The organism is Kineosporia corallincola (genome assembly GCF_018499875.1).
GTDB classification, from domain to species: domain Bacteria; phylum Actinomycetota; class Actinomycetes; order Actinomycetales; family Kineosporiaceae; genus Kineosporia; species Kineosporia corallincola.
The window spans coordinates 248,174-270,788 of the sequence record NZ_JAHBAY010000005.1 but is presented as its reverse complement, the minus strand read 5'-3'; the positions used below and the strand labels follow the sequence as shown (position 1 = coordinate 270,788).

General features: G+C 72.9%; 26 protein-coding genes. 22 read left to right on the top strand and 4 right to left on the bottom strand.

Annotated features, from left to right (window positions below; genetic code table 11):
- Positions 1–25: 25 nt before the first annotated feature.
- Positions 26–469, bottom strand: a complete 444-nt coding sequence (locus KIH74_RS14075) for a hypothetical protein (RefSeq protein WP_214156355.1) — start codon at positions 467–469, stop codon at positions 26–28.
- Positions 470–664: 195 nt separating this feature from the next.
- Between KIH74_RS14075 and KIH74_RS14070 the strand changes: the two genes are divergently transcribed.
- Genes KIH74_RS14070 through KIH74_RS14060 form a run of 3 tightly spaced genes read left to right on the top strand, consistent with a single transcriptional unit; the run spans position 665 to position 2,230 of the window.
- The gene (locus KIH74_RS14070; RefSeq protein ID WP_214156354.1) at positions 665–1,483 is read left to right on the top strand and encodes an alpha/beta fold hydrolase; all 819 of its coding nucleotides are present in this window, start codon (positions 665–667) and stop codon (positions 1,481–1,483) included.
- Positions 1,484–1,497: 14 nt separating this feature from the next.
- On the top strand, positions 1,498–1,881 hold the full coding sequence (locus tag KIH74_RS14065; protein WP_214156353.1) for a winged helix-turn-helix transcriptional regulator: 384 nt from the start codon (positions 1,498–1,500) through the stop codon (positions 1,879–1,881).
- Positions 1,874–2,230 carry a hypothetical protein gene (locus KIH74_RS14060; RefSeq protein WP_214156352.1) on the top strand — a complete coding sequence of 119 codons (357 nt, stop codon included), beginning with the start codon at positions 1,874–1,876 and terminating at the stop codon, positions 2,228–2,230. Before KIH74_RS14065 ends, KIH74_RS14060 begins: the two co-directional genes overlap by 8 nt.
- An 87-nt stretch (positions 2,231–2,317) precedes the next feature.
- Here the strand turns inward: KIH74_RS14060 and KIH74_RS37710 are convergent, their stop codons facing one another.
- Together KIH74_RS37710 and KIH74_RS14050 are read right to left on the bottom strand one after the other, a co-directional pair.
- Positions 2,318–2,923 carry a sugar O-acetyltransferase gene (locus KIH74_RS37710; protein ID WP_214156351.1) on the bottom strand — a complete coding sequence of 202 codons (606 nt, stop codon included), beginning with the start codon at positions 2,921–2,923 and terminating at the stop codon, positions 2,318–2,320.
- Between the two features lie 28 nt (positions 2,924–2,951).
- Positions 2,952–3,323 (bottom strand): MerR family transcriptional regulator, encoded by a 372-nt coding sequence (locus KIH74_RS14050; RefSeq protein WP_214156350.1) that lies wholly within the window; start codon positions 3,321–3,323, stop codon positions 2,952–2,954.
- Between the two features lie 57 nt (positions 3,324–3,380).
- Between KIH74_RS14050 and KIH74_RS14045 the strand changes: the two genes are divergently transcribed.
- From KIH74_RS14045 to KIH74_RS13955, 19 genes are all read left to right on the top strand, one after another.
- Positions 3,381–4,076: an SDR family oxidoreductase gene (locus KIH74_RS14045; RefSeq protein ID WP_214156349.1), complete on the top strand. Its 696-nt coding sequence runs from the start codon at positions 3,381–3,383 to the stop codon at positions 4,074–4,076.
- A gap of 730 nt (positions 4,077–4,806) precedes the next feature.
- Entirely contained in the window at positions 4,807–6,147 is a 1,341-nt protein-coding gene (locus KIH74_RS14040) for a hypothetical protein (RefSeq protein WP_214156348.1), read from the top strand.
- Positions 6,148–6,210: 63 nt separating this feature from the next.
- A complete protein-coding gene (locus tag KIH74_RS14035) occupies positions 6,211–6,891 on the top strand; it encodes a hypothetical protein (RefSeq protein ID WP_214156347.1) in 681 nt (226 codons plus the stop codon).
- 37 nt (positions 6,892–6,928) lie between these two features.
- Positions 6,929–7,615, top strand: a complete 687-nt coding sequence (locus KIH74_RS14030) for a hypothetical protein (RefSeq protein WP_214156346.1) — start codon at positions 6,929–6,931, stop codon at positions 7,613–7,615.
- Positions 7,612–8,400, top strand: a complete 789-nt coding sequence (locus KIH74_RS14025; protein ID WP_214156345.1) for an alpha/beta hydrolase family protein — start codon at positions 7,612–7,614, stop codon at positions 8,398–8,400. Before KIH74_RS14030 ends, KIH74_RS14025 begins: the two co-directional genes overlap by 4 nt.
- Positions 8,393–9,244 carry a formyltransferase family protein gene (locus KIH74_RS14020; RefSeq protein ID WP_214156344.1) on the top strand — a complete coding sequence of 284 codons (852 nt, stop codon included), beginning with the start codon at positions 8,393–8,395 and terminating at the stop codon, positions 9,242–9,244. The genes KIH74_RS14025 and KIH74_RS14020 overlap by 8 nt, the downstream gene beginning before the upstream one ends.
- Positions 9,244–10,245: a nucleoside-diphosphate kinase gene (locus tag KIH74_RS14015; protein WP_214156343.1), complete on the top strand. Its 1,002-nt coding sequence runs from the start codon at positions 9,244–9,246 to the stop codon at positions 10,243–10,245. The genes KIH74_RS14020 and KIH74_RS14015 overlap by 1 nt, the downstream gene beginning before the upstream one ends.
- On the top strand, positions 10,242–11,567 hold the full coding sequence (locus tag KIH74_RS14010; RefSeq protein ID WP_214156342.1) for an aminotransferase class III-fold pyridoxal phosphate-dependent enzyme: 1,326 nt from the start codon (positions 10,242–10,244) through the stop codon (positions 11,565–11,567). The genes KIH74_RS14015 and KIH74_RS14010 overlap by 4 nt, the downstream gene beginning before the upstream one ends.
- Positions 11,564–12,286, top strand: coding sequence for an HAD family hydrolase (locus KIH74_RS14005; RefSeq protein ID WP_214156341.1), 723 nt, complete (start codon positions 11,564–11,566; stop codon positions 12,284–12,286). Before KIH74_RS14010 ends, KIH74_RS14005 begins: the two co-directional genes overlap by 4 nt.
- Positions 12,283–12,492 carry a (2Fe-2S)-binding protein gene (locus tag KIH74_RS37705; protein WP_214156340.1) on the top strand — a complete coding sequence of 70 codons (210 nt, stop codon included), beginning with the start codon at positions 12,283–12,285 and terminating at the stop codon, positions 12,490–12,492. Before KIH74_RS14005 ends, KIH74_RS37705 begins: the two co-directional genes overlap by 4 nt.
- 32 nt (positions 12,493–12,524) lie before the next feature.
- Positions 12,525–12,971, top strand: a complete 447-nt coding sequence (locus KIH74_RS13995; protein ID WP_214156339.1) for a type II toxin-antitoxin system RatA family toxin — start codon at positions 12,525–12,527, stop codon at positions 12,969–12,971.
- Positions 12,968–13,879, top strand: a complete 912-nt coding sequence (locus KIH74_RS13990) for an ABC transporter ATP-binding protein (protein ID WP_214156338.1) — start codon at positions 12,968–12,970, stop codon at positions 13,877–13,879. Before KIH74_RS13995 ends, KIH74_RS13990 begins: the two co-directional genes overlap by 4 nt.
- On the top strand, positions 13,869–14,645 hold the full coding sequence (locus KIH74_RS13985) for an ABC transporter permease (protein WP_214156337.1): 777 nt from the start codon (positions 13,869–13,871) through the stop codon (positions 14,643–14,645). Before KIH74_RS13990 ends, KIH74_RS13985 begins: the two co-directional genes overlap by 11 nt.
- 30 nt (positions 14,646–14,675) lie before the next feature.
- Positions 14,676–15,683, top strand: a complete 1,008-nt coding sequence (locus KIH74_RS13980) for a hypothetical protein (protein ID WP_214156336.1) — start codon at positions 14,676–14,678, stop codon at positions 15,681–15,683.
- Positions 15,670–16,431 (top strand): hypothetical protein, encoded by a 762-nt coding sequence (locus KIH74_RS13975; RefSeq protein WP_214156335.1) that lies wholly within the window; start codon positions 15,670–15,672, stop codon positions 16,429–16,431. The genes KIH74_RS13980 and KIH74_RS13975 overlap by 14 nt, the downstream gene beginning before the upstream one ends.
- The gene (locus KIH74_RS13970; RefSeq protein ID WP_214156334.1) at positions 16,428–17,681 is read left to right on the top strand and encodes an aspartate aminotransferase family protein; all 1,254 of its coding nucleotides are present in this window, start codon (positions 16,428–16,430) and stop codon (positions 17,679–17,681) included. Before KIH74_RS13975 ends, KIH74_RS13970 begins: the two co-directional genes overlap by 4 nt.
- Positions 17,678–19,066 carry an acyl-CoA dehydrogenase family protein gene (locus KIH74_RS13965; RefSeq protein WP_214156333.1) on the top strand — a complete coding sequence of 463 codons (1,389 nt, stop codon included), beginning with the start codon at positions 17,678–17,680 and terminating at the stop codon, positions 19,064–19,066. The genes KIH74_RS13970 and KIH74_RS13965 overlap by 4 nt, the downstream gene beginning before the upstream one ends.
- Positions 19,067–19,080: 14 nt before the next feature.
- Positions 19,081–20,127, top strand: a complete 1,047-nt coding sequence (locus KIH74_RS13960; protein WP_214156332.1) for an SDR family oxidoreductase — start codon at positions 19,081–19,083, stop codon at positions 20,125–20,127.
- Positions 20,124–21,191, top strand: coding sequence for a nucleoside-diphosphate kinase (locus tag KIH74_RS13955; protein WP_214156331.1), 1,068 nt, complete (start codon positions 20,124–20,126; stop codon positions 21,189–21,191). Before KIH74_RS13960 ends, KIH74_RS13955 begins: the two co-directional genes overlap by 4 nt.
- A gap of 51 nt (positions 21,192–21,242) precedes the next feature.
- Here the strand turns inward: KIH74_RS13955 and serA are convergent, their stop codons facing one another.
- The gene (gene serA, locus KIH74_RS13950) at positions 21,243–22,445 is read right to left on the bottom strand and encodes a phosphoglycerate dehydrogenase (protein WP_246572333.1); all 1,203 of its coding nucleotides are present in this window, start codon (positions 22,443–22,445) and stop codon (positions 21,243–21,245) included.
- Between the last annotated feature and the right edge of the window lie 170 nt (positions 22,446–22,615).

The following is a 22,615-nucleotide window of genomic DNA, read 5'->3' as shown; positions in this document are numbered from 1 at the left end:
CACGCCGCCGACGATCTCCCGGGCCTCAGCCGGTGATCCGCCGCAGCAGCATGACCGGGTACGCGCCGGCCGGCGAGTGCCCGGACGGGACGACGTTCTCCATGCGCAGCAGGTACTCGCCCGGCCCGATCAGGATCCGCCAGCCCCACCCCTCACCGTAGTCGCCGTCGAGCTGTAAAGAGCCGTCGGGTGAGGACTTTCCGGTCAGGGGCATGGTTCCGGGCTTCTGGTACCAGGAGTCGCCCCAGGTGGCGGCGATCCCGTCGGGCTCGGCGGTGCGCCAGATCATGATCAGGCCGTCTTGTGGGCCGTCGTCGGGGTGCTGCCAGGTGTAGGCGACCAGTCCCAGATGATCTCCCGCGGCGGTGCTGAGGCTGGCGGTGGCGGGAAACTCGCGCAGGGGGTCGCCGGGCATGAGGCGAAAACCGTTCACGCCGACGTGGCTTCCGGTGAGGTCGTCCCGAATCATCGCTGGACCCTAGCAAAGCGAGCCGGGGGCGTCGCGTGGACGCGGTGGCCGGTCGCGGCCTGGGTGTTGCGCGAGAACCAGGTCTGAGGGGGTAACCCCGGGGGAACCAGGTCACGCGAAGGTGCCGTCTTCCGTCCGGGAACCGTTCTTCCTACGGTGGCCGGAGTTGTCACAGACACCGGAAGGGCACTGATCGTGGTCACGCTGAGCCGTATCCGCACCGGCGACGTCGAACTGAACGTCGCTGTGCAGGGGGAGGGACCGGCCGTGGTGCTGCTGCACGGCTTTCCCCACACCTGGCGCGTGTGGGAGCCGGTCGTCCCGGCTCTCGCCCGCACCAGGACCGTGATCGCTCCCGACCTGCGCGGGCTGGGTGATTCCTCGCGACCGGAGAAGAACTACACGGCAGGCGATGTCGCGGGGGACGTGATCGGCCTGCTCGACGAGTTCGGGATCGGGCAGGCCGCCCTGGTGGGGATCGACCTGGGCACGCCGGCCGCCTTCCTCGCCGCCCTGAGGCATCCCCGGAGAATCAGCCGGCTGGTGCTGGCGGAGAGTCTCGTCGGGACACTGCCCGGCGCCGAGCGATTCACGCCGCCGTGGTGGTTCGGGTTCCATGCCGTGCCGGGCCTGGCCGAGACGGTGCTGGCCGGTCACGAGGCCGAGTATCTCGATTTCTTCCTTCGGGCAGGTACTCTCGGCGACGGCGCCGGTGCGGGTTTCACGGCCGCGGTGCACGAGGCCTACTCCGCGCCGGGGGCCCTGCGGGCGGCGTTCGAGCACTACCGGGCGTTCCCGGAGAGCGCCCGGCAGATCGACGAGGCCGTGGCGGGAGCCCGGCTGAGGGTGCCGACACTGTGCGTGGGGGCATTCCCTGTGGGAGAAGCCACCTTTCGGCAGGTGCGGCCGGTGGCGGACGATGTGCGCGGCACCGTGCTGGACGGCTGCGGGCACATCGTTCCCCAGCACCGGCCACAGGCGTTGCTCGGGGTGCTGGAGGAGTTCCTGACCTGAGTAGCATGGGGGAGGTGGCGACGGGTGAGCGGCGTGGTGACCTCTTCGACGAAGCCTGCCCCACCCGGCACCTGCTCGACCGGATCGGCGACAAGTGGACGTCGATGGTGGTGAAGGTGCTCACCGACGCCCACCCGCACGAGGTCCGCTTCGCCGAGGTGCGGCGGCGCGCGCCGGGCATCTCGAAGAAGATGCTGTCGGCCACCCTGCGCAGCCTGGAGCGCGACGGGCTGGTCACCCGCCGCGTCGAGGACTCGGTGCCGCCACGCGTCCACTACGGACTGACCGGCCTCGGCCTCTCGCTCGGCGGGCCCCTCGCCGTGCTGAGGGAATGGGCCGAGACGAACATGGCGGAGATCGACCGGCACGGCCAGCTCTGGGACGCCGGCCGTGGATGACCGATTCCGGACATCGACCTGGCTGGCGGGCCTGCTGATCGTGCTGGACGAGGAACCGCTGATCGTGTTCGACCGCGGATTCGCCGGCACCGGCCAGGGCTACCGGGTCACGTTCGGCGGGATCAGCGACAACTTCCAGCTGCACACGCTGCTGGCCTCGGCCCTCGTCGGCGACCCGGCCCAGGGCCTGCTGCCGGGCCGGGCGCCGAACGCCGCGGAGGTGGCCGCCGCCGGGACCGGTGAGAACCTGCAACCCGACGGCGGAATCCGCGGCACCTGGAACAGGGGGGGGGACGCCGGCGGCCAGTGGATCTGGAACGAGGGCACGCCGGCCGCCAGTACCCGCTGATGGCACCGCTTCTGCGGGTGGAGGGCCCGCTGCCGGCCGCCGAGGCGCGCAGCTGGCTGGAGCGGGTCAAGCCCTCGCAGTGGTGAGTCACGGCATGCCGTGACCCGGTTCGTAGCCGGTTCGGTCGGCGTCGGTGATCTCGCGCCGCACCCGGGCCGGGTTCCCGGCGGCGATCGTGTGCGGCGGAACATCTTTGAGGACGACGCTGGCGGCGCCGATCACCGCGCCGTCCCCGATCGTGACACCCGGCAGCACGGTGACGCCGCCGCCGATCCAGACGTCGTCCCCGATCGTGATGGGCCTGGCGAAGCAGGCGCCCTGGCGTCGTTCGCGGGCGTCGAACGCGTGGTTGGACGTGTAGAGGCCGACTTTCGGGCCCAGCAGCACGTGGTCGCCGATGGTGATCGGGGCGCCGTCGAGCATCACGCAGTCGAAATTGGCGAAGAAGCCCACCCCCAGGCGGATGTTGCTCCCGAACTCGCAGCGGAAGGTCGGCTCGAAACCGGCTCCCTCACCCGCCGAGCCGACCACCCGGCGCAGCAGTTCCTCGCGCTCGGCCTGCGGCCGGCCGTAGGAGGCGTTGTACTCGTTCGTGGCCAGGACCGTGCGGATGCGGGCCTCGACCAGCTCGGGGGCGAGGTCGTCGTACATCGCGCCGGTGGCCATGTGGGTGAACCGGTCGTTCAGGGTCATGACCCCAGTATCGGTTCACCCGTCCGGGTCAGTCGCACGCCATGGTGACCACGGGCGTCTTCAGTTGCCGGCCGCTCTCGATCAGCTGCCCCAGCCGCTCGTATGCCTGGGTGAGCTCGTCGATCTGGACGCGGATGCGCTCGCGCTCGCCGTCCAGCCGGGTGAACATCTGCGCGGTGATCACGCCCTCGTCCATGATCGGCAGCAGCTCGGCGACGGTTCTGCTGCTGAGCCCGGCCGAGTACAGCGCCTGGATGAAACGCACTCGCACCACGGCGGACTCGGCGTAGCGCCGGTGACCGCTCGGGCTGCGGTCGGCAGTCACCAGGCCCTGCTCCTCGTAGTACCGCATGGCCCGAACACTGACGCCGGCCCGTTCGGCGACCTCTCCGATGCGCACAGCGCCTCCCTGCTCGACTTGAACCTCACGTCAACGTGAGGTCCTAGCGTAACCGCCATGACCACCACAGCACTCGTCACCGGCGCCAACCGCGGCATCGGCCGCGCCCTGGCCGCCGAACTGCTCGACCGCGGCGCCAAGGTGTACGCGACCGCCCGGCGTCCCGACAGCATCGACCTGCCCGGCGCCGAGATCCTGGCCCTCGACGTCACCGACCCGCGGGCCGTGGCGGACGCCGCCCGGCAGGCCGGCGACGTCGACCTGCTCGTGAACAACGCCGGTATCGGCGCGGGCGGCACCTTCCTCGGTGACCTGGACGCCGTGCGCGCCGAGATGGACGTCAACTTCTGGGGGACGCTGTCGATGATCCGTGCCTTCGTGCCGGTTCTGGAGGCGAACGGTGGGGGAGCGGTGCTGAACATCGCCTCGGCCGCGTCCTGGTTCCCGATGCCCGGTGCCACGGGTTACGGCGCGAGCAAGGCCGCGATGTGGAGTCTGGCCAACGGGCTGCGGCACGAGCTGGCCGGGAAGGACGTGCTGGTCACCTCCGTGCACCTGGGACTGGCCGACACCGACCTGACGAAAGGCCTCGACCTGCCGAAGAATCCGGCATCGGTGGTGGCGAAGGCGGCCCTGGACGGCGTGGAGGCCGGGGCGTACGAGGTGATCGTCGACGACATCGCCGCCCTGTTCAAGTCTTCGGCCGCCCATGACCCGCGGGAGTTCTACGACCGCCTGGCCACCTTGCTGTAGACGGCCGCCGGCCGGCCCAGGTCCGGAAATGAAGAGCCGGAGGCGAGATGAATTGATATCAGCAATTGATCTCGTGCATTCGGGCAGGAATGCCGGAGCGCTGATTCCGGCACATCCTTTCCCGGGTTCTCGTTCGTCGGCTTCTCCCTTTTCCGGAGAAAAGACAAGGGAGAAGCCGATCGCCAGCCCGGGCTCCTGCCGTATGACTCACGGGTCCGAGGGCCTACCCGATTACCGGTCGGTCGTTGCCGTGGGGGTGTTGGCCGGTCGCCGAACGGTCCTGGCCGGTCCCGTGCCGATGACCGGTGACTTTCGCGTAGGGAGGCGGGTGTTCGGTGATCCCGGCCGCGGAACGCGGATTGGCGGGGGGATGGATGGGGCGGATGTATTCGCCTGTGGCGTATGTGTTCGATGAAGGGCGGATGGACGGTCGGTGGCCACCATATGGCCGCCTCCTTGGCCAGGGGTGTGCCAGGGAATTGCCCCAAAGGCTGGTGGCCTGCGACGTGGGTTGACGACGTGAATCGGGCCATCTTAGGATGCCTGAATATCCGGTGCTGGTCGTGAGATGTGTCCGGAACGCCGCGCAGGCCAGACGTGGTGATTCCGTGAGAAGTACGCGGTGGATAGAGCCTGGGTGGGGGGTCATCAGGCTTTTTCTTGTCTTGGTCTTCCTCTTTTCGCACGCCCTCATTCCGGGCGTGCGCATCGCCTTGGGGGGTATCGCCGCATGAAACGGGGAAACGTACGGTCGGAAAGCTTCGCCGCGCAACAGATTCTGGATGTCCACGGTTCGGTGGGCGGGCTGGTCAGCTGGGACGGGCACGAGCTGCACGTCGAGAACACGGGCGCCGCGGTCGCGAACCCGGACGGTGCGCGTCCCTACTTCGTTCCCGCTCTGCCGGTGGAGGTTCACTGCCACGGCATCGGTGACGTCGACTTCTCCGACTTCGCCGCGCTGGACCTGGCCGCGCTGGACGAGACGTCGGCGGCCGAGGGGGTGTTGTGCATCCCGACGCTGTACCTGCGGCACGATCGTCTCGGCGAATTCGTCGCCTTCATGCGCCGTTACGCGCAGATGAGGGCGGCCGGGTCGCTGCCCTACGTTCCCGGCATCGCCCTCGAGGGGCCCCTGCTGGCCAGTCACGGCGGCACCCCGGCGGCCACGGTGTGGCCGCCGACCCGCGCGGAGTGGGAGATCCTGGCCTCCTGCGGGCCTCTCGGCCTGGTCTACGTCGTGATGTCGCCCGACGCACTGACTCCCGGGTCGGAACTGCACGACCGGGTGGATCGCCGGCACCCGGACCTGCCATGGATCGTCCGCACCCTGGTCGGTGCCGGAATCCGGCCAGCACTCGGGCATTTCACCCGGTCCGACCCGCTCGGCTCGGCCCGGCTGGTGGAGGAGCTGGTGGAGGTGGCCTGGGACACCGACAGCCCGATCACCGGCGCCCGGGTGGTCACCGACCACCTCTTCAACGACATGCCGCTGACGATCCGGCACGCCTTCCGCACCCGGCGCGCCCGCCAGGAGCGTGACGCCACGCTCCGGGCCTACGATCTGCCCGGCTGGACGCTCGACGACCTGCCCGAACAGGTCGGGCCGGTACCCGCGGCCATCATGAGGCTGTGCCGGCAGGGAAAGGTGGCCTCCTGCATCAACTTCGACGGTGAGCACGTCGACCTGGCGATCGCCGCCCGCGCGGTCGAGCTGGTGGGCCGCGACAACATCATGCTGATGACCGACCGGTGCGACTCCGCCCGGCTCGGCGGACAGGCGCTGCACCGGGGCGAGGAGAACGGCCTGTGGTACCAGCACGGCGGGATCGTGGCCGCGGGCTCGCAGCCCATGGACCGTCAGCTCGGCAACGCCCGTTCCCGCGGGCTGGACGAGACCGCGATCTGGAACCTGGCCGCCTTCGCCGCCTATCGGGCCTTCGACCTGGGCCGCCGGCCCGAGCTGGACGCCGGCCGGTCAGGCTGCTTCGTCGAGCCCTCCGGTGACCCGGGGGCGCTCGGTGGGCTCCGGCGCACCGCGATCGTGGGCGCCGCACCCGAGCGGGCCGGCTGAAATCCGTTCGGGCGGGCCGACGTCCGAAACCGCTGTCGTCATCCGTACGAGGAGCTGATCGACGTGATCGAGGCACTGGACCGACTGGACCTGGACTGGGCCGACCTGCCCGGTACCCACCAGGTGACCCGTGAACTGCTGAAAGAACTGGCCGCCGACCGCGACACCCTGCGCCTGCTCGTGGACCGGGCCCGTGAAGACGCCGCGCTGCGGGCGATGTGCGAGCGGCACCGGCTGCTGGACAAGATCGTGATCTACGACGGCGGTGAGCGGGGATTCCGCCTGCGCCTGCACATCTCGACCCGCGAGCACCGGGACCGGCCGCACGACCACCGGTTCTCGTTCACCAGCCGGATCATCACCGGCCGGTACCGGCACACCCGCCACGAACTCGTCGGTGAGCTCGACGAGAACCTGCCCTGGCACGTGCAGGACGACGTGGACGCGCGCCTCAGTGAGGCGAAGGCCGTGCCGCGGTTCGTCACGCACCAGAGCGCCGGCAGCACGTATTCGCTGCACCACACCGAGATCCACACCACCTTCACCACGCCGGACACGGTCTCGCTGTTCCTGCGCGGCCCGGCCGAGAAGGAACGGTCGCTGATCACCGAGCGCGAGACCGGCCGGCTCTGGTGGCGGTACGGAGCCGACCGGGAGCGGCCGGACCGGCGTGAGCGGAAGGTCATGCGGCAGGACGACTTCGAGGACCTGGTCGGCCGGCTGAACCGGCTGGAGGTGCTGTGATGACCGACCATCCGGCACCAGGGGAAGGAGACGGACGATGACGATGACGACGGGTTCGGCACCGACGGAGACGGACGTGCTGGCGGTGATGAACGATCTGCCCGCGGTGGACTGGTCCGACATCGAGGGGGCCGCCGACACCACGCGCCGGATCGCCCTGCGGCTGGGTGGTGACCGGGCGCTGTTGCGGGCCCTCGTGGACCGGGTGCCCACGACGCCCGACCTGCGGGCCAAGTGTGAGTGCCATGCCCTGGACGACAAGATCGTCATCTGGGACGACCAGGACAAGGGCCTGCGGATCCGGTTGCGGCTGGCGAACACCTCGCAGTACGAGCGGGTGCACAACCACCGGTACTCCTTCACCGCCTATCTGCTGTACGGCCGCTACTACCACACGATGTACGCCACCGATCAGCCGCTCGACGAGACCGCCGACGTCACCAGGTTCTGGCCCCGCACCGTGCGGGAGGAGGAGACCGGGGCGATCATCACCCTGCACCACGAGCAGCTGCACACCACCCTGACCGACCCGGAGACGGTGTCGCTGATGATCCAGAGCCCGGCGCAGAAGGCCCGGGCGTTCATGATCCGCCGTGAGGACGGCCATGTCTGGTGGCGGCTGGGGGCGGCGGAGGAGGACGAGGCCCGCCGTCGCGAGGTGCAGATGCCGGACGAGCGGTTCGCGCACTGGCGCGGTCGGCTGACCGCGCTCGGGGTGCTGTGAACACCGTGCAGCGGCGCCTGGTGCGGGTGCCCTACGGCGAGGGGCCACGGTTCGTCGAGATCGACCGCCCGCCACGGCAGCCCGGACAGCCAGGACAGCCGGGGCAGTCAGGACAGCCGGGGCAGAGCCTGCCGGGAGTGGGTGTGGTGCTGGTCCACGGCGGTTTCTGGCGCCGCGAGAAGACCGTCGCCGACCTGCACCCGATGATGCACGAGCTGGCCGCGGAGGGCCTGACCGTCGGCGGGGCGGAGTACCGGGCCGCCGAGGAGGGCGGCACCTGGCCCACCTGCCTGCACGACATCGTCCACGCGCTGGAGGTTTTCGCCCGGCACACCGGCATTCCGGCGCGGCGTACCGTGCTGGTCGGTCACTCGGCCGGGGGACACCTCGCGCTGCTGGCGGCCGGTGAGGTCACGCCCGCGGCGGTGGTGGCCCTGGCCCCGGTCACCGATCTGGAGGCGGCGGACGCCGAGGGGCTGGGCAACGGTGCGGTGACCGGGCTGCTGGGCCCGGTCGCCGCCGGGAACCGGGCCCGGGTGCTGCGGGAGGCGTCGCCCGCGCACCGTCCGGTGCCGGCGCCGTGCCCGGTGGTCGTGGTGCACGGCAGCGACGACCAGGCGGTGCCGCCGTCGCACTCCCGGCGCTACGTGCGGGAGCGTCCGGGGTCCCGGCTGGTGGCCGTCGAGGGGGCGCGGCACATGCACCTGGTCAACCCCGGGCGCCCGGCCTGGCAGGTGGTCCGCCGGGAGATCCTGGCGCTGGCCGGGGAGGCCGGTCGTGCCTGAGCCGCCCGCCGCCCCGAAACCGTTGCTGGCCGGCCGGTCCCGGCCGCTGCGCATCGCGGTCCTGGTCTCGTCGACCGGGGCCAACCTGGGCACCCTGTGCCGGCTGGCGGCGCAGCGTCCCGACGTGGTGCGCGTGGTCCTGGTGGCGTCCGACCGGCGCAACGCTCCCGCGCTCGACGTGGCCCGGGCCCAGGGGATCCCGGCGTGGCCCGGCGACTTCACCGCCCAGTGCGGTTCGTGGGCGCAGTGCCGCTCGCACGGTGAGCGCGCCGCGTACCGGCGTCAGGCCCGGGCCTTCCACGACCGCCTCACCGACCGGCTGGAGGAGTTCGGCGACCGGGAGGGGGAGATCGACCTGGTGGTCCTGGCCTATCACCGGTGGATCCACGGACGTCTGCTGGAGACGTTCGCGGGCCGCGTCATCAACCAGCATCCGGGTGACCTGACCCGCCTGAGCCGTTCCGGCGAGCGGCAGCTGATCGGCCTGGACCCGGTGGGCTGTGCGTTGCGGGCTGGCGCCGACGCCACCCGCACCTCCACGTTCCTCGTGGACGACAGCCACGACGGGGGAGCGGTACTCGTGCAGGGACCACTCACGCCCTATCGCGGGCCCCGGCCGGTCACCGACGCCGACGTGGTGCGGCACGAGCTGCGGCAGAAGGAGGTGAGCGACCGCCCGGCCCTGCGGGCGGCCGTCCTGGGGCTGGCCGAGGGACGGTTCGCGCTGGACCCGGTGGCCCGCCACCGCGACGGCAGCACCGTCGTGCACCTGGACGGCCGGCCCACCGCCCTGGGCGGGCTCCGGCTGGCGGCCGGCCGCACCCCGACCGCGGAGGCCGTGTGATGACCCCGGCAACGCAGACCACAACGCAGACCACCACGCGCACGGTCGCGCGGCCGCCCGCCGGCCAGGAACTGGACGAGATGCCGGACGAGCTGCCGGACGACGGCCTGAGCGACGTCGACGTGGCAGAACTGCGCACGCTGACCCGGGACCGGGAGAAGGCGGCCCAGTACCGGATCGACCCGCACTACCGGCGCGGCCGGCAGCTGATCGAGCCGGGGGACGTCTGGAACACCACTTTCGTCGTCCTCAAACCGGATGCCCTGGCGGGTCGCCGGGTGGAGGCCGCCCTGAGAACCGTTCGTGGGAACGGCTTCACCGTGGTGGCCGCGACCACGCTGCGGTTCACGCCGCTGCTGACCCGGGAGGTGTGGCGCTACCAGTTCAACATCGCCAGCCGGGACCGGGCCGATGTGGTCGACCTGCTGCTGCCGTGCGCCGACAGCCTGCTGCTGGTGCTGCGCGACACCCGGTGGTGCCCGGGCTCCGCGTTGCCGGCGGCCTGCCGGCTCGCCGCGCTGAAGGGGCCGGCTGACCCGGCCGCCCGCGGCCCGGCGGATCTGCGCACCGCCCTGCGCGGGCCGACCACGCTGTTCAACTTTCTGCACACCGCCGACGAGCCGGCCGACGTGGTGCGGGAGCTGGCGCTGTTCGACCTGGTGACGCCCCGGCCGGTGACGCCCGCGGTGGGTGCCGGCGAACCGCTCCCGGACCAACGGGTCGAGGAGCTGGTAAGCCTTCTGTACCAGCAGGTTCCGGCGCACGACCTGGACGCGGCCGCCAGCCGGGAACGGCTGGCGGCGATCCGGCACCCGGCCGTGCGGGAGGGCGCCGGGTGGCGCGCCCTGCTGGATGCTCTCACCGCCGGTGAGCTGCCCGCCGACGCGCTGTGGGACGTGCTGTCGGTGGCGACGGCGGCGATCGAGTGCAACGTGCCCGGCCTGCGGCCGGTGATCCCGACGGTGGGTGCCGAGCGGTGGACACGGGAGGACGGACGATGAACCCGGTGCGTGCGGAACGGCGGATCCCGCCCGCGCTGGCGGCCGGGGACCTGGTGTACCGGACGCCGCCGGCGGTGCGGTTCGTGCGGGCCGAGGGGGTGCGGCTGTACGACGAGGCGGGCCGTTCCTACCTCGACGCGGAGGCCGCCAACGGCGCGGTCGCCTTCGGCTACGACCGTGACGTGCTCGCCGCGGCCCACCGCACCGCCCTGGAACTGCCCGCGCTGCCCTCGTTCTGCGAGTCGGAGCTGCGGGTGCGGGTGCTCACCCGGCTGGAGTCGCTGTTCTCCTCGGTCACGGGCACCGCGGGCCGGGTCGCGGTCGAGCTGGGTGGCACCCAGGGCATCGAGATGGCCATGCGCATCGTCGCCGCCTCCCGCGGCGCCGGGCCGGTGCTGACCTTCCAGGGCAGCTACCACGGCCGGTCGCCGTTCACCGCCCACCTGTCGGCCAGCGCCCGTTACCGCAGTGTCCAGCCGTGGCCCGGCCCGCAGGTCGTGCGGCTGCCGTACCCCGACTGCCGGTCGTGCCCGCACCGGCCGGCCGTGGGGTGCAACCCGGCCTGCGCGAGCGCCGTGGAGCGGCTGGGGCACGAGGACCAGCTCGGCGTGCCCGGGCCGTCCGCCCCGGACGGTGTGGCGGCGCTGATCCTGGAGCCGCTGCTCAACGTGGGCGGGGCGGTTCTGCCGGACAGCGCCCACCTGCGGCGCGTCGTGGACCACGTACGGGGGCTGGGCGGCCTTATCGTGGTCGACGAAATCTTCACCGGGATGCACCGTCTCGGTCCGCGTTGGGGGTTCATGCTGCACGACATCCAGCCGGACGTCGTCGTGGCGAGCAAGGCGCTGACCAACGGGGTGACACCGCTCAGCTGTGTCTGGGCCCGCGAACCCCTCGCCTCTCCCGAGCGTTTCGCGGTCGGGAGCCACTCCTCGACGTTCGCCGGCAACCCGCACGCCCTGGCCACGGTGGAGGCCGTGCTGGACCGCTGGGAGGCCTGGCCGAACGTCCCGGCGCGGGTGGAGGCCCAGGGACGCTTCCTGGCCGGGGAGCTGCGGCGGTGGTGCGGTGCGTCCCGGCTGGTGGAGCAGGTGGACGCGGTGGGTCTGGTGGTGCGGGTGCGGCTGACCGGGCCGTTCGCGCTCGACCTGCGCCGGCTGGCGGCCGAGCCGCCGGACGGCGAGGGGCTGCTGCTGGCCAGTACCGGGATGGCGCCCGACACGGTCATTCTGCATCCTCCACTGGTGACGACACGGCCCGATCTGCGCCGGATGGCCGAGCTTCTCGGCCGGGCGCTCCTGGCACTGGAGGACGAGAGATGACGCGTTGCGACGGCTGGTCCGGCGGGTGGCGCCCGGCCGCGGTGGTGTTCGACTGCGACGGCCTGCTGATGGACACCGAGCCGTGCTGGACGGTGGCCGAGCGGGAGGTGTTCGCGCGCCGCGGGCTGCCTTTCGGCGTGGAGCAGAAGGAGCTGGTGATCGGCCGCTCGATCGAGCAGGTCGGGGTCGCGATCGCCGGCCACCTCGGTGAGCCTGCCGCGGCCCGGTCGCTGTCGGCGGAACTGCTCGGCCTGGTCACCGAGGTGGTGACCCGGCAGGCGCAGGCGATGGCCGGGGCGCACGCCCTGGTGGAGCTGGTGCGCAATGCCGTTCCGGTGGCGGTGGCCAGCAACTCGCCGCGGGCCCTGCTCGACGCCGCCCTGGCCCGGGGCGGTTTCGCGGGCACCTTCGGGGTGAGCGTCGCCGCCGACGAGGTGGCCGAGCCCAAGCCCGCCCCGGACATGTACCTCACCGCCTGCCGCCGGCTCGGCGTCGACCCGGCCCACACCCTGGCGTTCGAGGACTCGGCCACCGGTACGCGCTCGGCGCGGGCGGCCGGGGTGCGCGTCGTCGGGGTCCCCAGCCTGCCGGACCGGCCCCTGGACGCGGACCTGGTCGTCGGCTCGCTGCTCGACCCCGAGCTGACGGCCTGGATCGGGACCTGGACCGGGAGCTGGACCGGGAGCTGGACCGGGAGCTGGACCGGGAGCCGGCCGTGAACGACGACGACGTCGTGGTGTGCGTGTGCGCCGACGTCGGGGAGGACGAGATCACCCGCCTGGTGCGGTGCGGTCACCGCACCGTCGAGGACCTGCGCCGGGTGAGCGGCGCCAACAGCAGGTGCGGCAGCTGCCGGGACGACATCGAGGAGCTGATCGCGCAGGAGACGACCGCCCACCCGGCGGTTCCCAGCCCGGTCGCCTGACCGGCCATCACTCGGCCATCACGAGGAGCGACATGCCCACCGTTGAAGTGACCCACACCGTCGCCGCAGGCGAGCCCGAGGCCTGGGCGGCCGTCATCGACGTGGAGGGCTATGCCGCGTGCATGGACAACGTCCGCTCGGTGCGGCTCGTCGAGAAGCTCACCGGCGAGCGCCGGCTCATCGCCTGGTCGACGTTCCTGAAGGGCTCGATCCTGGAGTGGACCGAGGAGGAACTGCTCGACCACGACGCCCACCGCATCGTCTTCCACCAGACCAGCGGTGACCTGGAGCGGTTCTCCGGCTACTGGCAGGTGGCCCCCGTCGGGGGCGGGGGGTCGGTCATCACGCTGTACGTGGATTTCGAGATCGGCATCCCGCTGCTGGCCGACATGCTCAACCCGGTCGCCGTGACGGCGCTGCGGGAGAATGCCCTCCAGATGCTCGCCGGCATCGAGCGGCGGCTGGTGTCCAGCCGATGAGTGCCCCGGCCCGCCCGGCACCGACGCGGATGCGGGGGGAATTGGTCGTCGAGGGCCTGTCGTTCCAGTACCCGCGCGCGGAGCGACCGGTTCTGCGCGGCATGTCGCTACGGGTGGCCCCCGGGGAGTCCGTGGGAGTGCTGGGACCCAACGGCTCCGGCAAGAGCACCTTCCTCAGTGCCCTGCTGGAGGCCCGGTCGGGACACCGTGAGGGCACGGTCACCCTGGCCGGTGCCCGGGCCTGGCGCCGCGAGCTGGTCGGGTACGCCACCCAGGAGGTGGCGCTCTACCCGCAGCTGACGGCGGCCGAGAACCTCCGGCACATGGCCCGGATCCTCTGCCCGCCCGAGCGGGTGGCCGGCGCGGTCACCGCCACCCTGGACGAGTTCGGGCTCCGCGGCCGCGCCCACGAGCCCGTGCACCGGCTCTCCGGCGGCTGGCAGCGGCTGACCCACCTGGCGGCGAGTTTCGTCCACGACCCGCCGCTGCGCCTGCTCGACGAGCCGACCACCGCCCTGGACTTCGAGACCCGTTCCCGGCTGGTGGAACTCACCCGCCGCTGGCGTATCGACGGTTGTGCGCTGCTGGTCACCTCGCACTACCCGGAGGACATCGAGCAGATGTGCACCCACGCCGTGGTGGTGCGCGACGGCGTGGTCGCCCGGCACGCCCCGGTGCCGGAACTGATGGCGGCCCACCGTCGCGAACTGCTGCTGGAGACCACGGACGCCGGCACGTCCCGGCAGCGCCGCCTACCGGTTCCCCGCACGGTCGCCGAGTTGCGCGACTACCTGCTGCACCACGCCGACGGGCGGGAACGGCTTAAGGAGATCCGGACCACCGGGGCCCGGCTGCGCGACGCGCTCGCCGCCGACCCGCACCTGCGGGGAGCCGTCGATGACGAGTGAGAACCATCCGCCGTTCTGGGCCGTGGCCCGGGCCTTCGCGGTGACCGACAGCCTGATCATGTGGCGGATGCGCACGCCGCTGGCCTTCATGTTCGTGGTGCCGGCGGTGCTGTCGGTCACCCTCGGCCCGGCGGTGGCGGGGTCCGGCCCGCAGGCCGTGCCGGGCCGCTCCATGGTCGGCGTCGCGGTGATGTTCAGCTTCATGACCGTGAACTACGCGGGTCTGGCGTTCTTCCGCGAGTACACCAGTCACACCTGGGCCCGGCAGGCCGTCAGCCGCCCGTCCCGGGCGGCCTTCCTGGTCGGCAAGCTCCTGCCGGTGGCCGGGGCGGGAGCGCTGCAACTGACCGTGTTCTGGGCCGTCGCGTTCGGCGCGTACGGCCTGCCGCTGCACGGGTCCGTGGCCCAGCTGGTCGTGGTGGGCGCGGCGCTGGTGCTGGCCGGGTGCGCGCTCGGCGTGGTGCTGTACGCCGTCACCCGCACCTCCCCGGACTTCCAGAGCGTGGCCTACGTGCTGCTGCTGACGTCCGGCAGCGTGGGCGGAACCATCGTCCCCGACGAGAACCTGCCGGCCCTGTCGCACGCCCTGGGGCTGATCACGCCGCAGCACTGGGCGATGCGTGCCCTGGACGAGGCCACGACGGGCGGCGGCTCGTGGGGCCCGACGCTGGAGGCGCTGCTGCTCATCGGCCTGCTCACCGTCGTGCTGGGGGCCGTCGGCCTGGGCTCCCTCGACTACCGCAGGGAGAAGTCCGCTCTCACCTGATGCCCGCTGCGTTCCGGGAAGGGACCGTTCATGATCACCGACAGGCGCATGCACGACAACCTGAGGACGTTCCTCGCGGGTCCGGGGGTGAGTGACGAGGCGCTGCTCGCGGAGGTGAGTGACGCCTTCGGCGAACCGCTGCTGGTGGTGGCCTCCGGGTCGGTGCTGCACGGCTTCGGCAACGCCGCCAGCGACGTCGACCTGCACGTCGTCGTGGACGCCCAGGTCACCGACTTCCCGATCAGCTCGCACGGTCTCGGGGTCGCGGTGGACGTCACCTACGTGGAGGCGGAGTGGGTGAGGACGGCGTCGGCCGTGCTGCGTGAGGGCGGGGAGGAACGCGCCGACAGCGCGTCCTGGCGTGCGGCCCGGTCGCGACTGCTGCGCCTGGCCCGGCTCACCTTCGGGGCGGCGCTCGCGGGCACCGGGCCGTGGCGGGACTGGCAGGCCGGGATGCGCCCGCAGGTGGTGGACTACGCGCGGGACTGGTGGCGCGGCGAGACGCTGCGCTGCCGCACGGCGGCCCGGCTCCTGGCCCCGGCCCGGCCGATGGCCGCCGCCGTGCGCTGGTGCGACGCCGCCACGGCGGCGCTGGACGTGGTGGCGACCGAGGCCGGGCAGACCTACGTGGGGCCCAAGTGGCTGGGGCTGAAGCTCGAGCGCCTGGGCCGGGCGGACCTGGTGGCCGAGTACGCCGCCCTGATGGACCTGCCGCTGCGGGAGCGGGAGGTGGCCGCCTACCGCGACCGGGCCGAGGGCCTGATCACCCGGCTCACCGCGCACCGGCCGCTGCCCGACGACCCGCTGGTCACGGTGCGTCTGGCGGAGGGGACCTCGACCTGGCGCGTGCACGACCGGGCGCTGGTGCAGCGCTGGGGGTTGCGCGGCGTGGAACTCGCGGCCGCGGACCCGGCCGCCGACCCGAACCTGAGCTGGAGCGGCCGGGTCTCGGCGGTCACGCCGGACCTGCGGCGGCTGATCGAACAGGACCTGGTGTGGCTTTCGGTGCACGAGGAGGGACGTGATGGGGGTGCGTGAGGTGGATCCACGACGCTGGGCGGCTTTTCACTGTCACGGGAGCATGGAGCTGCTGCTGGACGTGCACGCCTCCTACGAGGACGTGGTCGGGGCGGTCGAGGCCGGTCAGCTGCCCGTGGCCCGCTACGCCACGCGTGACCTGGTGCTGCGCACGCTGACGGTCAGGGCGCTGTTGGCCGGTGGTCTGGTGCCGGACGTGACGGACGCTCTCGCCGACCCGTTCGCGGGCCTGCCGGAGGAGGTGGTCGCGGCCGGGCTGGGCCTGGTGCGGGCGATGGCCCGCTCGCACGACCCGGTCGAGGCGGCCTCGTGGCTGCCGGCGGTCGAGGCGTACGTGCACGCCCTGGAGGCCGAGCTCGGGTACGACGGCCCGGCCCCCTCGGTGCGCCGGCCCGAGGGGCTCTTTCCCGCCCTGCGTCTGGCCCGGCAGATCCTGCCGGTCAACCAGGCCGCGCACCTGCCCGTCGCCATGCCCTCGGCCTGGCTGGGCGCGGGCAGCCGGGCGACCGGGGAGGCGGGCCAGGAACGGGGGCAGGAGGTGGGCCGGGAATCGGGGCAGGAGGTGGGCCGGGGACCGGGGCAGGAGGTGGGCCGGGGACCGGGGCAGGAGGTGGGCCGGGGACCGGGGCAGGAGGTGGGCCGGGGACCGGGGCAGGAGGTGGGCCGGCCCCAGGTGCAGGCCGATGTCCGGGCCGATGTCCGGGCCGATGTCCGGGCCGATGATCGGGCCGGGGTGAGCCGGTCGTGACCGTCGATGCCGGAAAGGTTTTCGAGCGTATGCGCGCCCACCTGCCGCCCCGGCTCGCGCTCACCGGTTCCTTCGCCGGGCAGGGCGCGGTGGAGGCCTCGGCACAGGGCAGCCGGGTGACGCTCTCGGACGGGCGCCGGGCGCTGGACTTCGGTTCCTACGCGGTCGCCCTGCTGGGGCACCGGCACCCGGACGTGGTGGCCGCGGTGCGGGCCCAGCTCGACGTGATGCCCACCTCCACCCGCACGCTGGCCAACCCGGCCGCGGCCGAGGCCGCGGCGGCCCTGTCCGGCTACTTCGGCGACGTCCTGCCCCGGGTGTACCTCGGGCTCAACGGCTCCGACACGGTCGAGGTCGCGACGAAACTGGCCCGGCTGGTGACCGGCCGCCGCCGGGTGCTCGCGGTGGAGGGCGCCTTCCACGGAAAGACGCTGGGCGCACTGGCTCTCACCCATCGCCCGGAGTTCCGGCGCGGCCTGGAGGGAAGCCTCGCCGAGTGCGTCCACGTGGCCGCCGACGACCCGGACGCCGTCGAGCGGTACGTGCGCAACGGCGACGTGGCCGCGCTGGTGGTCGAGCCGGTGCAGGGGGAGAACGGCGTGCGCGCGCTGGACCGCCGGGTGCTCGCCGCCTGGTGCGCGAGTGCCGGGCGCCACGGCACCCCGGTCATCGCCGACGAGATCCAGTGCGGCCTGCGCCGCTGCGGGGAGCGCTCGCTGGCGCTGACCTGGGGGCTGCCGGTGGACGCCGTTCTGGTCGGCAAGCCGCTCGGCGGCGGGGTGGTGCCGTTGTCCGGCGCGGTCTTCTCGGAACGCCTGTACCGGCCGCTGACCGCTGATCCCTTCCTGCACTCGGCCACTTTCGGCGGGCACCCGCTGAGCTGCGCGGCGCTGCCGGCGGCCCTGCGGGCGATCGAGGAGCTGGCGCCGCGCGGCCGGCAGATCGAGACGGCCATGCGCACCGGCCTGCGGCGGATCGCCGCCGTGCACCCGCACGCGATCGCCGGGGTGCGCGGCCGGGGGCTGCTGTGGGGCCTGGACCTGACCGGGCCCGCCCTGGCCGGGGAGCTGATGGTCGGGCTCGCCGCGGCCGGCCTGCTGGTCTCGCCCTGCCTGAGCCGCCCGACCACGTTGCGGCTGATGCCGCCGCTGGTCGCCAGCGACGCCGACCTGGCCGAGGCGCTGGCCGTGCTGGACGCACAGCTGACCTCGGCGGCCCGGGCCACCGTCGCCTCGGGAACCCAGCGATGAGCGCGGCACCGGGCGAGTTCGGCGGGCGGGGTTCCCGGGGTGCGGGGATGAGTGCTGCGCCGGGCGAGTTCGGCGAGTCGGCCTGGGGTGCAACGGCTTCCGGACTCTGGCCGGACACCGCCGACCTGCTGCCCGGCCCGGTGCTGGACACGGTGCGGTCCGGGGCCGTGGAGGCCGACCGGAGCGGGCGGATCTCCGCGGCGGGGCTGGCGGCCCTGCGTGGGGCGTCCTGGCCGGGCCTGGCGATCCCCACCGAGTTCGGCGGTGCCGGTGCGGGCGTGCTGCGCTGCTGTGCCGCGCAGCGCCGCCTGGCCGCGGCCGACCCGGCGCTGGCCGTCGCGGTGAACATGCATCTGTTCTCCACCGGCCTGATGGTCGAGCAGTGGCGCCGCCGGGCCGACGTGTCGTGGATGCTGCTGGAGGCCGTCGCCACCCAGAACCGTTTGGTGGCATCGGCTTTCGCGGAACCTAGCCTGGGCGGTTCGGTGGTCCGCTCCACCCTGCGCGCCCGCCGCGGGCCGCGGGGCTGGGTGCTGTCCGGGCGCAAGAGCCCGTGCTCGCTGGCCGCCGACGCCGATCTGGCCTGCCTCCAGGCGCAGTCCCACCCCGACGACGGGCCGGAGCGCCTGCTGGTGATCCTGCTGCCCACCACGGCCGACGGGGTGTCGGTGGACCGCACCTGGAACACCCTGGGCATGCGTGGCTCGGGTTCCGACACCCTGCGGTTGCAGGACTGCGAGGTGCCGGACGACCTGGTGTTCTACACCGGCCCGGTGGGACAGGACGACGACGTGGTGGCCGCCGGGGTGATCTGGTTCGTCCTGACCAGCACGGCCTGCTACCTGGGGGTGCTGGACGCCGCCCTGGCCCTGGTGCGGACGCTGACGGCCCGGGGCCGGATCGCGCACCTGGACGCCTCACGGGCCGAGCTGCCCAGCGTGCAGGCCGTGGCCGGGGAACACCTCGCGCGCGTGCTCACCCTGGAGTCGGCCTGCGCGGCAACGGCTTCCGCGATGGATGCCGGTGCCGACCCGGAACGCCTTCTGCCGGCTGTGCTGGGTCTGAAGCAGCACGCGGCGGAGGTGCTGCCCGCCGCGATCGGCGCGCTCGCCGAGGTCTGCGGCGGGGTCTCGCTCAGCCGGGCCGCCGGCCTCGAACGGCTCTGGCGCGACATGCAGGCGATCCGGTTCCACCCGCCCACCGGCCTGGCCACCCGGCAGTTCCTCGGCCGCCGTGGGCTGGGCCTGCCCGCTGGGCTCGACCTGGACGAGACCGCGCCCGGGCTGCGCGCTCTCACCGCCGCGTCGTCCATCGATTCACCCACCCAGTCACCCACCGAGCCGACCACCGAACCGTCACCGACCACCCTGTCCCGCTCGTCCTGAGGGGAGTTTCCCGGATGCGTGTCCTCGTCACCGGAGCCGCGGGCGTCGTCGGCCGTGAGGTCGTCCGCCAGTTCACCGCCCGCACCGCACCCACGCGAGAGGCCGACGTCGTGGCCACCACCCGCACCGGCTCCGTGCCCGGAACCGTGCCGTGGGACCTGGTGGCCGAACCCCCGCCCGAGAACCTGCGCGGGCCCTGGGACGTGGTGGTGCACCTCGCGGCGTCCACCCGCTGGACGATGACGGCCCGCGAGGCGACGACGGCCAACATCGAGCCGACCCGGGCCCTGACCGGTCTGCTCGGCCCGGGCACCCACCTGGTGCACGTCTCCACCGCCTACGTCGGCGGTGCGCGGGTCGCCGGTGACCCACTGACCACCGGATTCGGCGGCTACCGCAACGGTTACGAGTGGTCCAAGGCGGAGTGCGAGAACATCGTCCGGTCCGCGTGCCCGGACGCCCTGACCGTCGTGCGTCCACCACTGGTGCTGGGACGGCGGCAGGACGGGGCGATCTCCCGGTTCAGCGGGCCCTACGGGCTGCTGCGCGCGATCGTCTCCGGGATGGCCGCGGTGGTGGTCGGGAGCCCGGAGGGCTTCGTCGAGATCGCGCCGGTCGACCTGGTGGCCGCCACCGTCGTGGACGCGGCGCTGGGGTCCCCGCCGGCCGGTACCCGGCTGGAGATCGTCAGCGCCGGGGAGCGGTGCCTGCGGCTGGCCGATCTGACCCGCCTGACCTGCGAGACGATCAACGAGTGGCGGGACGCCCGCGGCATCGCCCCGATCGCGGTGCCGCCGTGCGTGCCGTCGGACAGCTGGCACCGGTTCTTCCTGTCCTTCGCCGAGAAGCACCTGTCCCCGGTGCAACTCGAGGCGGTGCGTCTGCTCGGGATGTTCGAGGGGTACACCAGCCTGGCCGCGCCCTTCGAACCGACGCGCGTGGTCGAGGATCCCGCCGGGGTGGTGCGGAAGTCGGTGCGGTGGTGGGCGGATCAGAGGCCGCGGTCGGCCGGGCGCGATCCCGCGCCGTGGACCGCGAGGAAGCCGGCGGTGAGCCGGTGACGGCGCCCCGTCCGGCCACCGTCCGCGAGGACGAGCTGCGCCGCCTGAGCCGCAGTCCCCGGAAGGTCGCGAGCTACCTGGGCGACCCGTACGTGCGGGCGGGGTTGCGGGAGCTGCCGCCCGAGCTGGTCCTGCCGGTCACGGTGGCCGTGCTGAAGCCGGAGGCGGTGGCCGGGCGGCGGCTGGAACGGGCCCTGCGGGCGCTGGACGTGCGCGGGTTCGACGTGGTGGGCGCATGGCGCTTCCGGTTCGGGGTCATGCTGATCCGGGAGCTGTGGCGGTACCAGTTCACCAATGCCACCGAGGACAAGGTCGACCTGGTCGACCGCATCCTGACCAGCGGCGACAGCCTGCTGCTGGTGCTGCGCGACCGCACCTGGACACCGGCCGGTCCTCCCGCGGCGGCCCGGCTGTCCGGGGTGAAGGGCTCCGCCGACCCGCGCAAGCGGTCCGGCTCCGAGATCCGCGCCGAGCTGGCCGGGCCGAGCGTACTGCTGAACTTCGTCCACAGCGCCGACGAACCCGCCGACGTGGTGCGGGAACTCGCGATGCTGGAGAGCGCGACCGGCCTGCCGGTGCTCGGCGCGGTGCGCCGGCCCGGGCGGGTGCCGGGCGCGCGGCTGCGGGCCCTGGCCGGTGAGCTCTACGAGCAGTGCCCGCCGCACGACCTCGACGAGGACGCCAGCTGGGCCCGGCTCGCCGGTTGCCCGCACGAGCCTCTGGCCGCGGCGGCCATGGTCCGGCAGGCGGCCCGGCAGGCAGCCCGGCAGTCGGCCCGGCAGGCAGCCCGGCAGGCAGCCCGGCAGTCGGCGTCACAGGCGGCGTCACAGGTGGCCCGGCGGTCGGACAGGCAGGCGGCCTCGCCGGTGTCGGGGTGGCCCGGTCAGCAGGAGGCCTGGACCCGGATCAGGCACCTGCTGCGCGCTCCCGGGCCACCCGGTGACGTGCTGTGGGACGTCCTGACGGTCGCCGCCGCCACCATCGAGCTGTCCGTGCCCGGCCTGTCCGTGGCGCTCGACACCGTGGGCGCGGCGCCGTGGCAGGTGTCGGCCGTAATCCGTTGACCGGCAGCTCTGTCCGGGCAGCTCTGTCCGGGCAGCTCTGTCCGGGCAGCTCTAACCGGGCAGCCGGCAGTCGACCGTGGTCGGCAGCGCGGCGATCGCCTGGCGCACGGACTCCCGCACCGGCCGGTCCACCGCGGTGACCACGTAGCCGAGATCGCCCGCGGTGGCCAGGGACTGGGCGGTGATGTTCAGCCCGGCGTCTTGCAGCACCTGGTTCAGGTCGACCATCACCCCCGGCACGTTGCGGTGCAGCAGGGTGAGAACGTTAGCGCTGGGCGCGGTCTGGACGTTGGGCAGGTTCACGGCCAGCCCGGTGGAGCCGTCCCGCACGTAGCGCAGCAGCTTCCCGGCGACGAACCAGCCGATCTCCTCCTGGGCCTCCTGCGTGGAGGCCGCCACGTGCGGGGTGAGGATGACGTTGTCGAGCCCCCGCAACCCGGACTCGAAGGGATCGCCCTGCGCCTTGGGCTCGACCGGGAACACGTCCAGCGCGGCCCCGGCCAGATGCCCGCCCGCGATGCTCTCCCGCAGGGCCGCGTCGTCCACCACCATTCCGCGGGAGGCGTTGACCAGCAGCGAACCAGGCTTCATCCGGGCGAACTCGGCCCTGCCGAAAAGGCCCGCATTGCCCGGTCTCCCGTCGACGTGGAGGCTGACGACGTCGGCCCGGGCCAGTAGCGTGGGCAGGTCACGCATGCGCTGCGCGTTGCCGTGGGCGGGCCGGTCGGCAATGTCGTGGAACACGACGCGCATGCCGATGGCCTCGGCCAGGTTGGCCAGCTGCGTGCCGATGTTGCCGTAGCCGACGATACCCAGTGTGCGCCCGCGCACCTCGTGGCTGCCGCGCGCGGACTTGTCCCAGATGCCCGCGTGCAGCAGCCGGTTCTTGTCGGTCAGCCGCCGCGACAGCGCGATGATCTCGCCGATCACCAGCTCCACCACGCTGCGGGAATTGGAGTACGGCGCGTTGAACACCGGAAGGGCCCGGGCCGTAGCCGTTTCCAGGTCGACCTGGTTGGTGCCGATGCAGAAGCAGCCCAGTGCCTTCAGGTCCGGCGACCGCGACAGCGTGCGCTCGCCGATCGTCGTGTTCGAGCGGATGCCCAGCAGTTCGACACCCGGCAGGGCCTCGGCCAGCTCGGCCTCCGACAGGGCGACCGGGCGGGTGTCGACCTGATAGCCGTCCTGCTCGAGCACCTCCACCGCGCTGGGGTGGATACCCTCGAGCAGGAGTGCGCGTGGCTTGTGCGTCATGGTTGCCCCCTCCGGTGAACGCGGTGCCGGCGACTCGAGCATCCGTCGGCGACCGGCCGGCGTCCACCCCCGGGTGCCCGCTCCAGCTCCGGCCGCCCGGGCAGGCGGAATTCTCTCCGGATCGGCGATGAGATCCTGGCGGCGGGTGAGTCTTTGAGGTGGGAACGTCC

What these genes read in the sequence shown, in the direction of transcription:
- KIH74_RS14040 (WP_214156348.1), top strand. Translation starts at nt 4,807, where the DNA reads ATGAAACGGGGAAACGTACGGTCGGAAAGCTTCGCCGCGCAACAGATT.
- KIH74_RS14005 (WP_214156341.1), top strand. Translation starts at nt 11,564, where the DNA reads ATGACGCGTTGCGACGGCTGGTCCGGCGGGTGGCGCCCGGCCGCGGTG.
- KIH74_RS13990 (WP_214156338.1), top strand. Translation starts at nt 12,968, where the DNA reads ATGAGTGCCCCGGCCCGCCCGGCACCGACGCGGATGCGGGGGGAATTG.
- KIH74_RS13995 (WP_214156339.1), top strand. Translation starts at nt 12,525, where the DNA reads ATGCCCACCGTTGAAGTGACCCACACCGTCGCCGCAGGCGAGCCCGAG.
- KIH74_RS14030 (WP_214156346.1), top strand. Translation starts at nt 6,929, where the DNA reads ATGACGATGACGACGGGTTCGGCACCGACGGAGACGGACGTGCTGGCG.
- KIH74_RS37710 (WP_214156351.1), bottom strand. Translation starts at nt 2,923, where the DNA reads ATGACCCTGAACGACCGGTTCACCCACATGGCCACCGGCGCGATGTAC.
- KIH74_RS13960 (WP_214156332.1), top strand. Translation starts at nt 19,081, where the DNA reads ATGCGTGTCCTCGTCACCGGAGCCGCGGGCGTCGTCGGCCGTGAGGTC.
- KIH74_RS13975 (WP_214156335.1), top strand. Translation starts at nt 15,670, where the DNA reads ATGGGGGTGCGTGAGGTGGATCCACGACGCTGGGCGGCTTTTCACTGT.
- serA (WP_246572333.1), bottom strand. Translation starts at nt 22,445, where the DNA reads ATGACGCACAAGCCACGCGCACTCCTGCTCGAGGGTATCCACCCCAGC.
- KIH74_RS14045 (WP_214156349.1), top strand. Translation starts at nt 3,381, where the DNA reads ATGACCACCACAGCACTCGTCACCGGCGCCAACCGCGGCATCGGCCGC.
- KIH74_RS14015 (WP_214156343.1), top strand. Translation starts at nt 9,244, where the DNA reads ATGACCCCGGCAACGCAGACCACAACGCAGACCACCACGCGCACGGTC.
- KIH74_RS13985 (WP_214156337.1), top strand. Translation starts at nt 13,869, where the DNA reads ATGACGAGTGAGAACCATCCGCCGTTCTGGGCCGTGGCCCGGGCCTTC.
- KIH74_RS14075 (WP_214156355.1), bottom strand. Translation starts at nt 469, where the DNA reads ATGATTCGGGACGACCTCACCGGAAGCCACGTCGGCGTGAACGGTTTT.
- KIH74_RS13980 (WP_214156336.1), top strand. Translation starts at nt 14,676, where the DNA reads ATGATCACCGACAGGCGCATGCACGACAACCTGAGGACGTTCCTCGCG.
- KIH74_RS14010 (WP_214156342.1), top strand. Translation starts at nt 10,242, where the DNA reads ATGAACCCGGTGCGTGCGGAACGGCGGATCCCGCCCGCGCTGGCGGCC.
- KIH74_RS13965 (WP_214156333.1), top strand. Translation starts at nt 17,678, where the DNA reads ATGAGCGCGGCACCGGGCGAGTTCGGCGGGCGGGGTTCCCGGGGTGCG.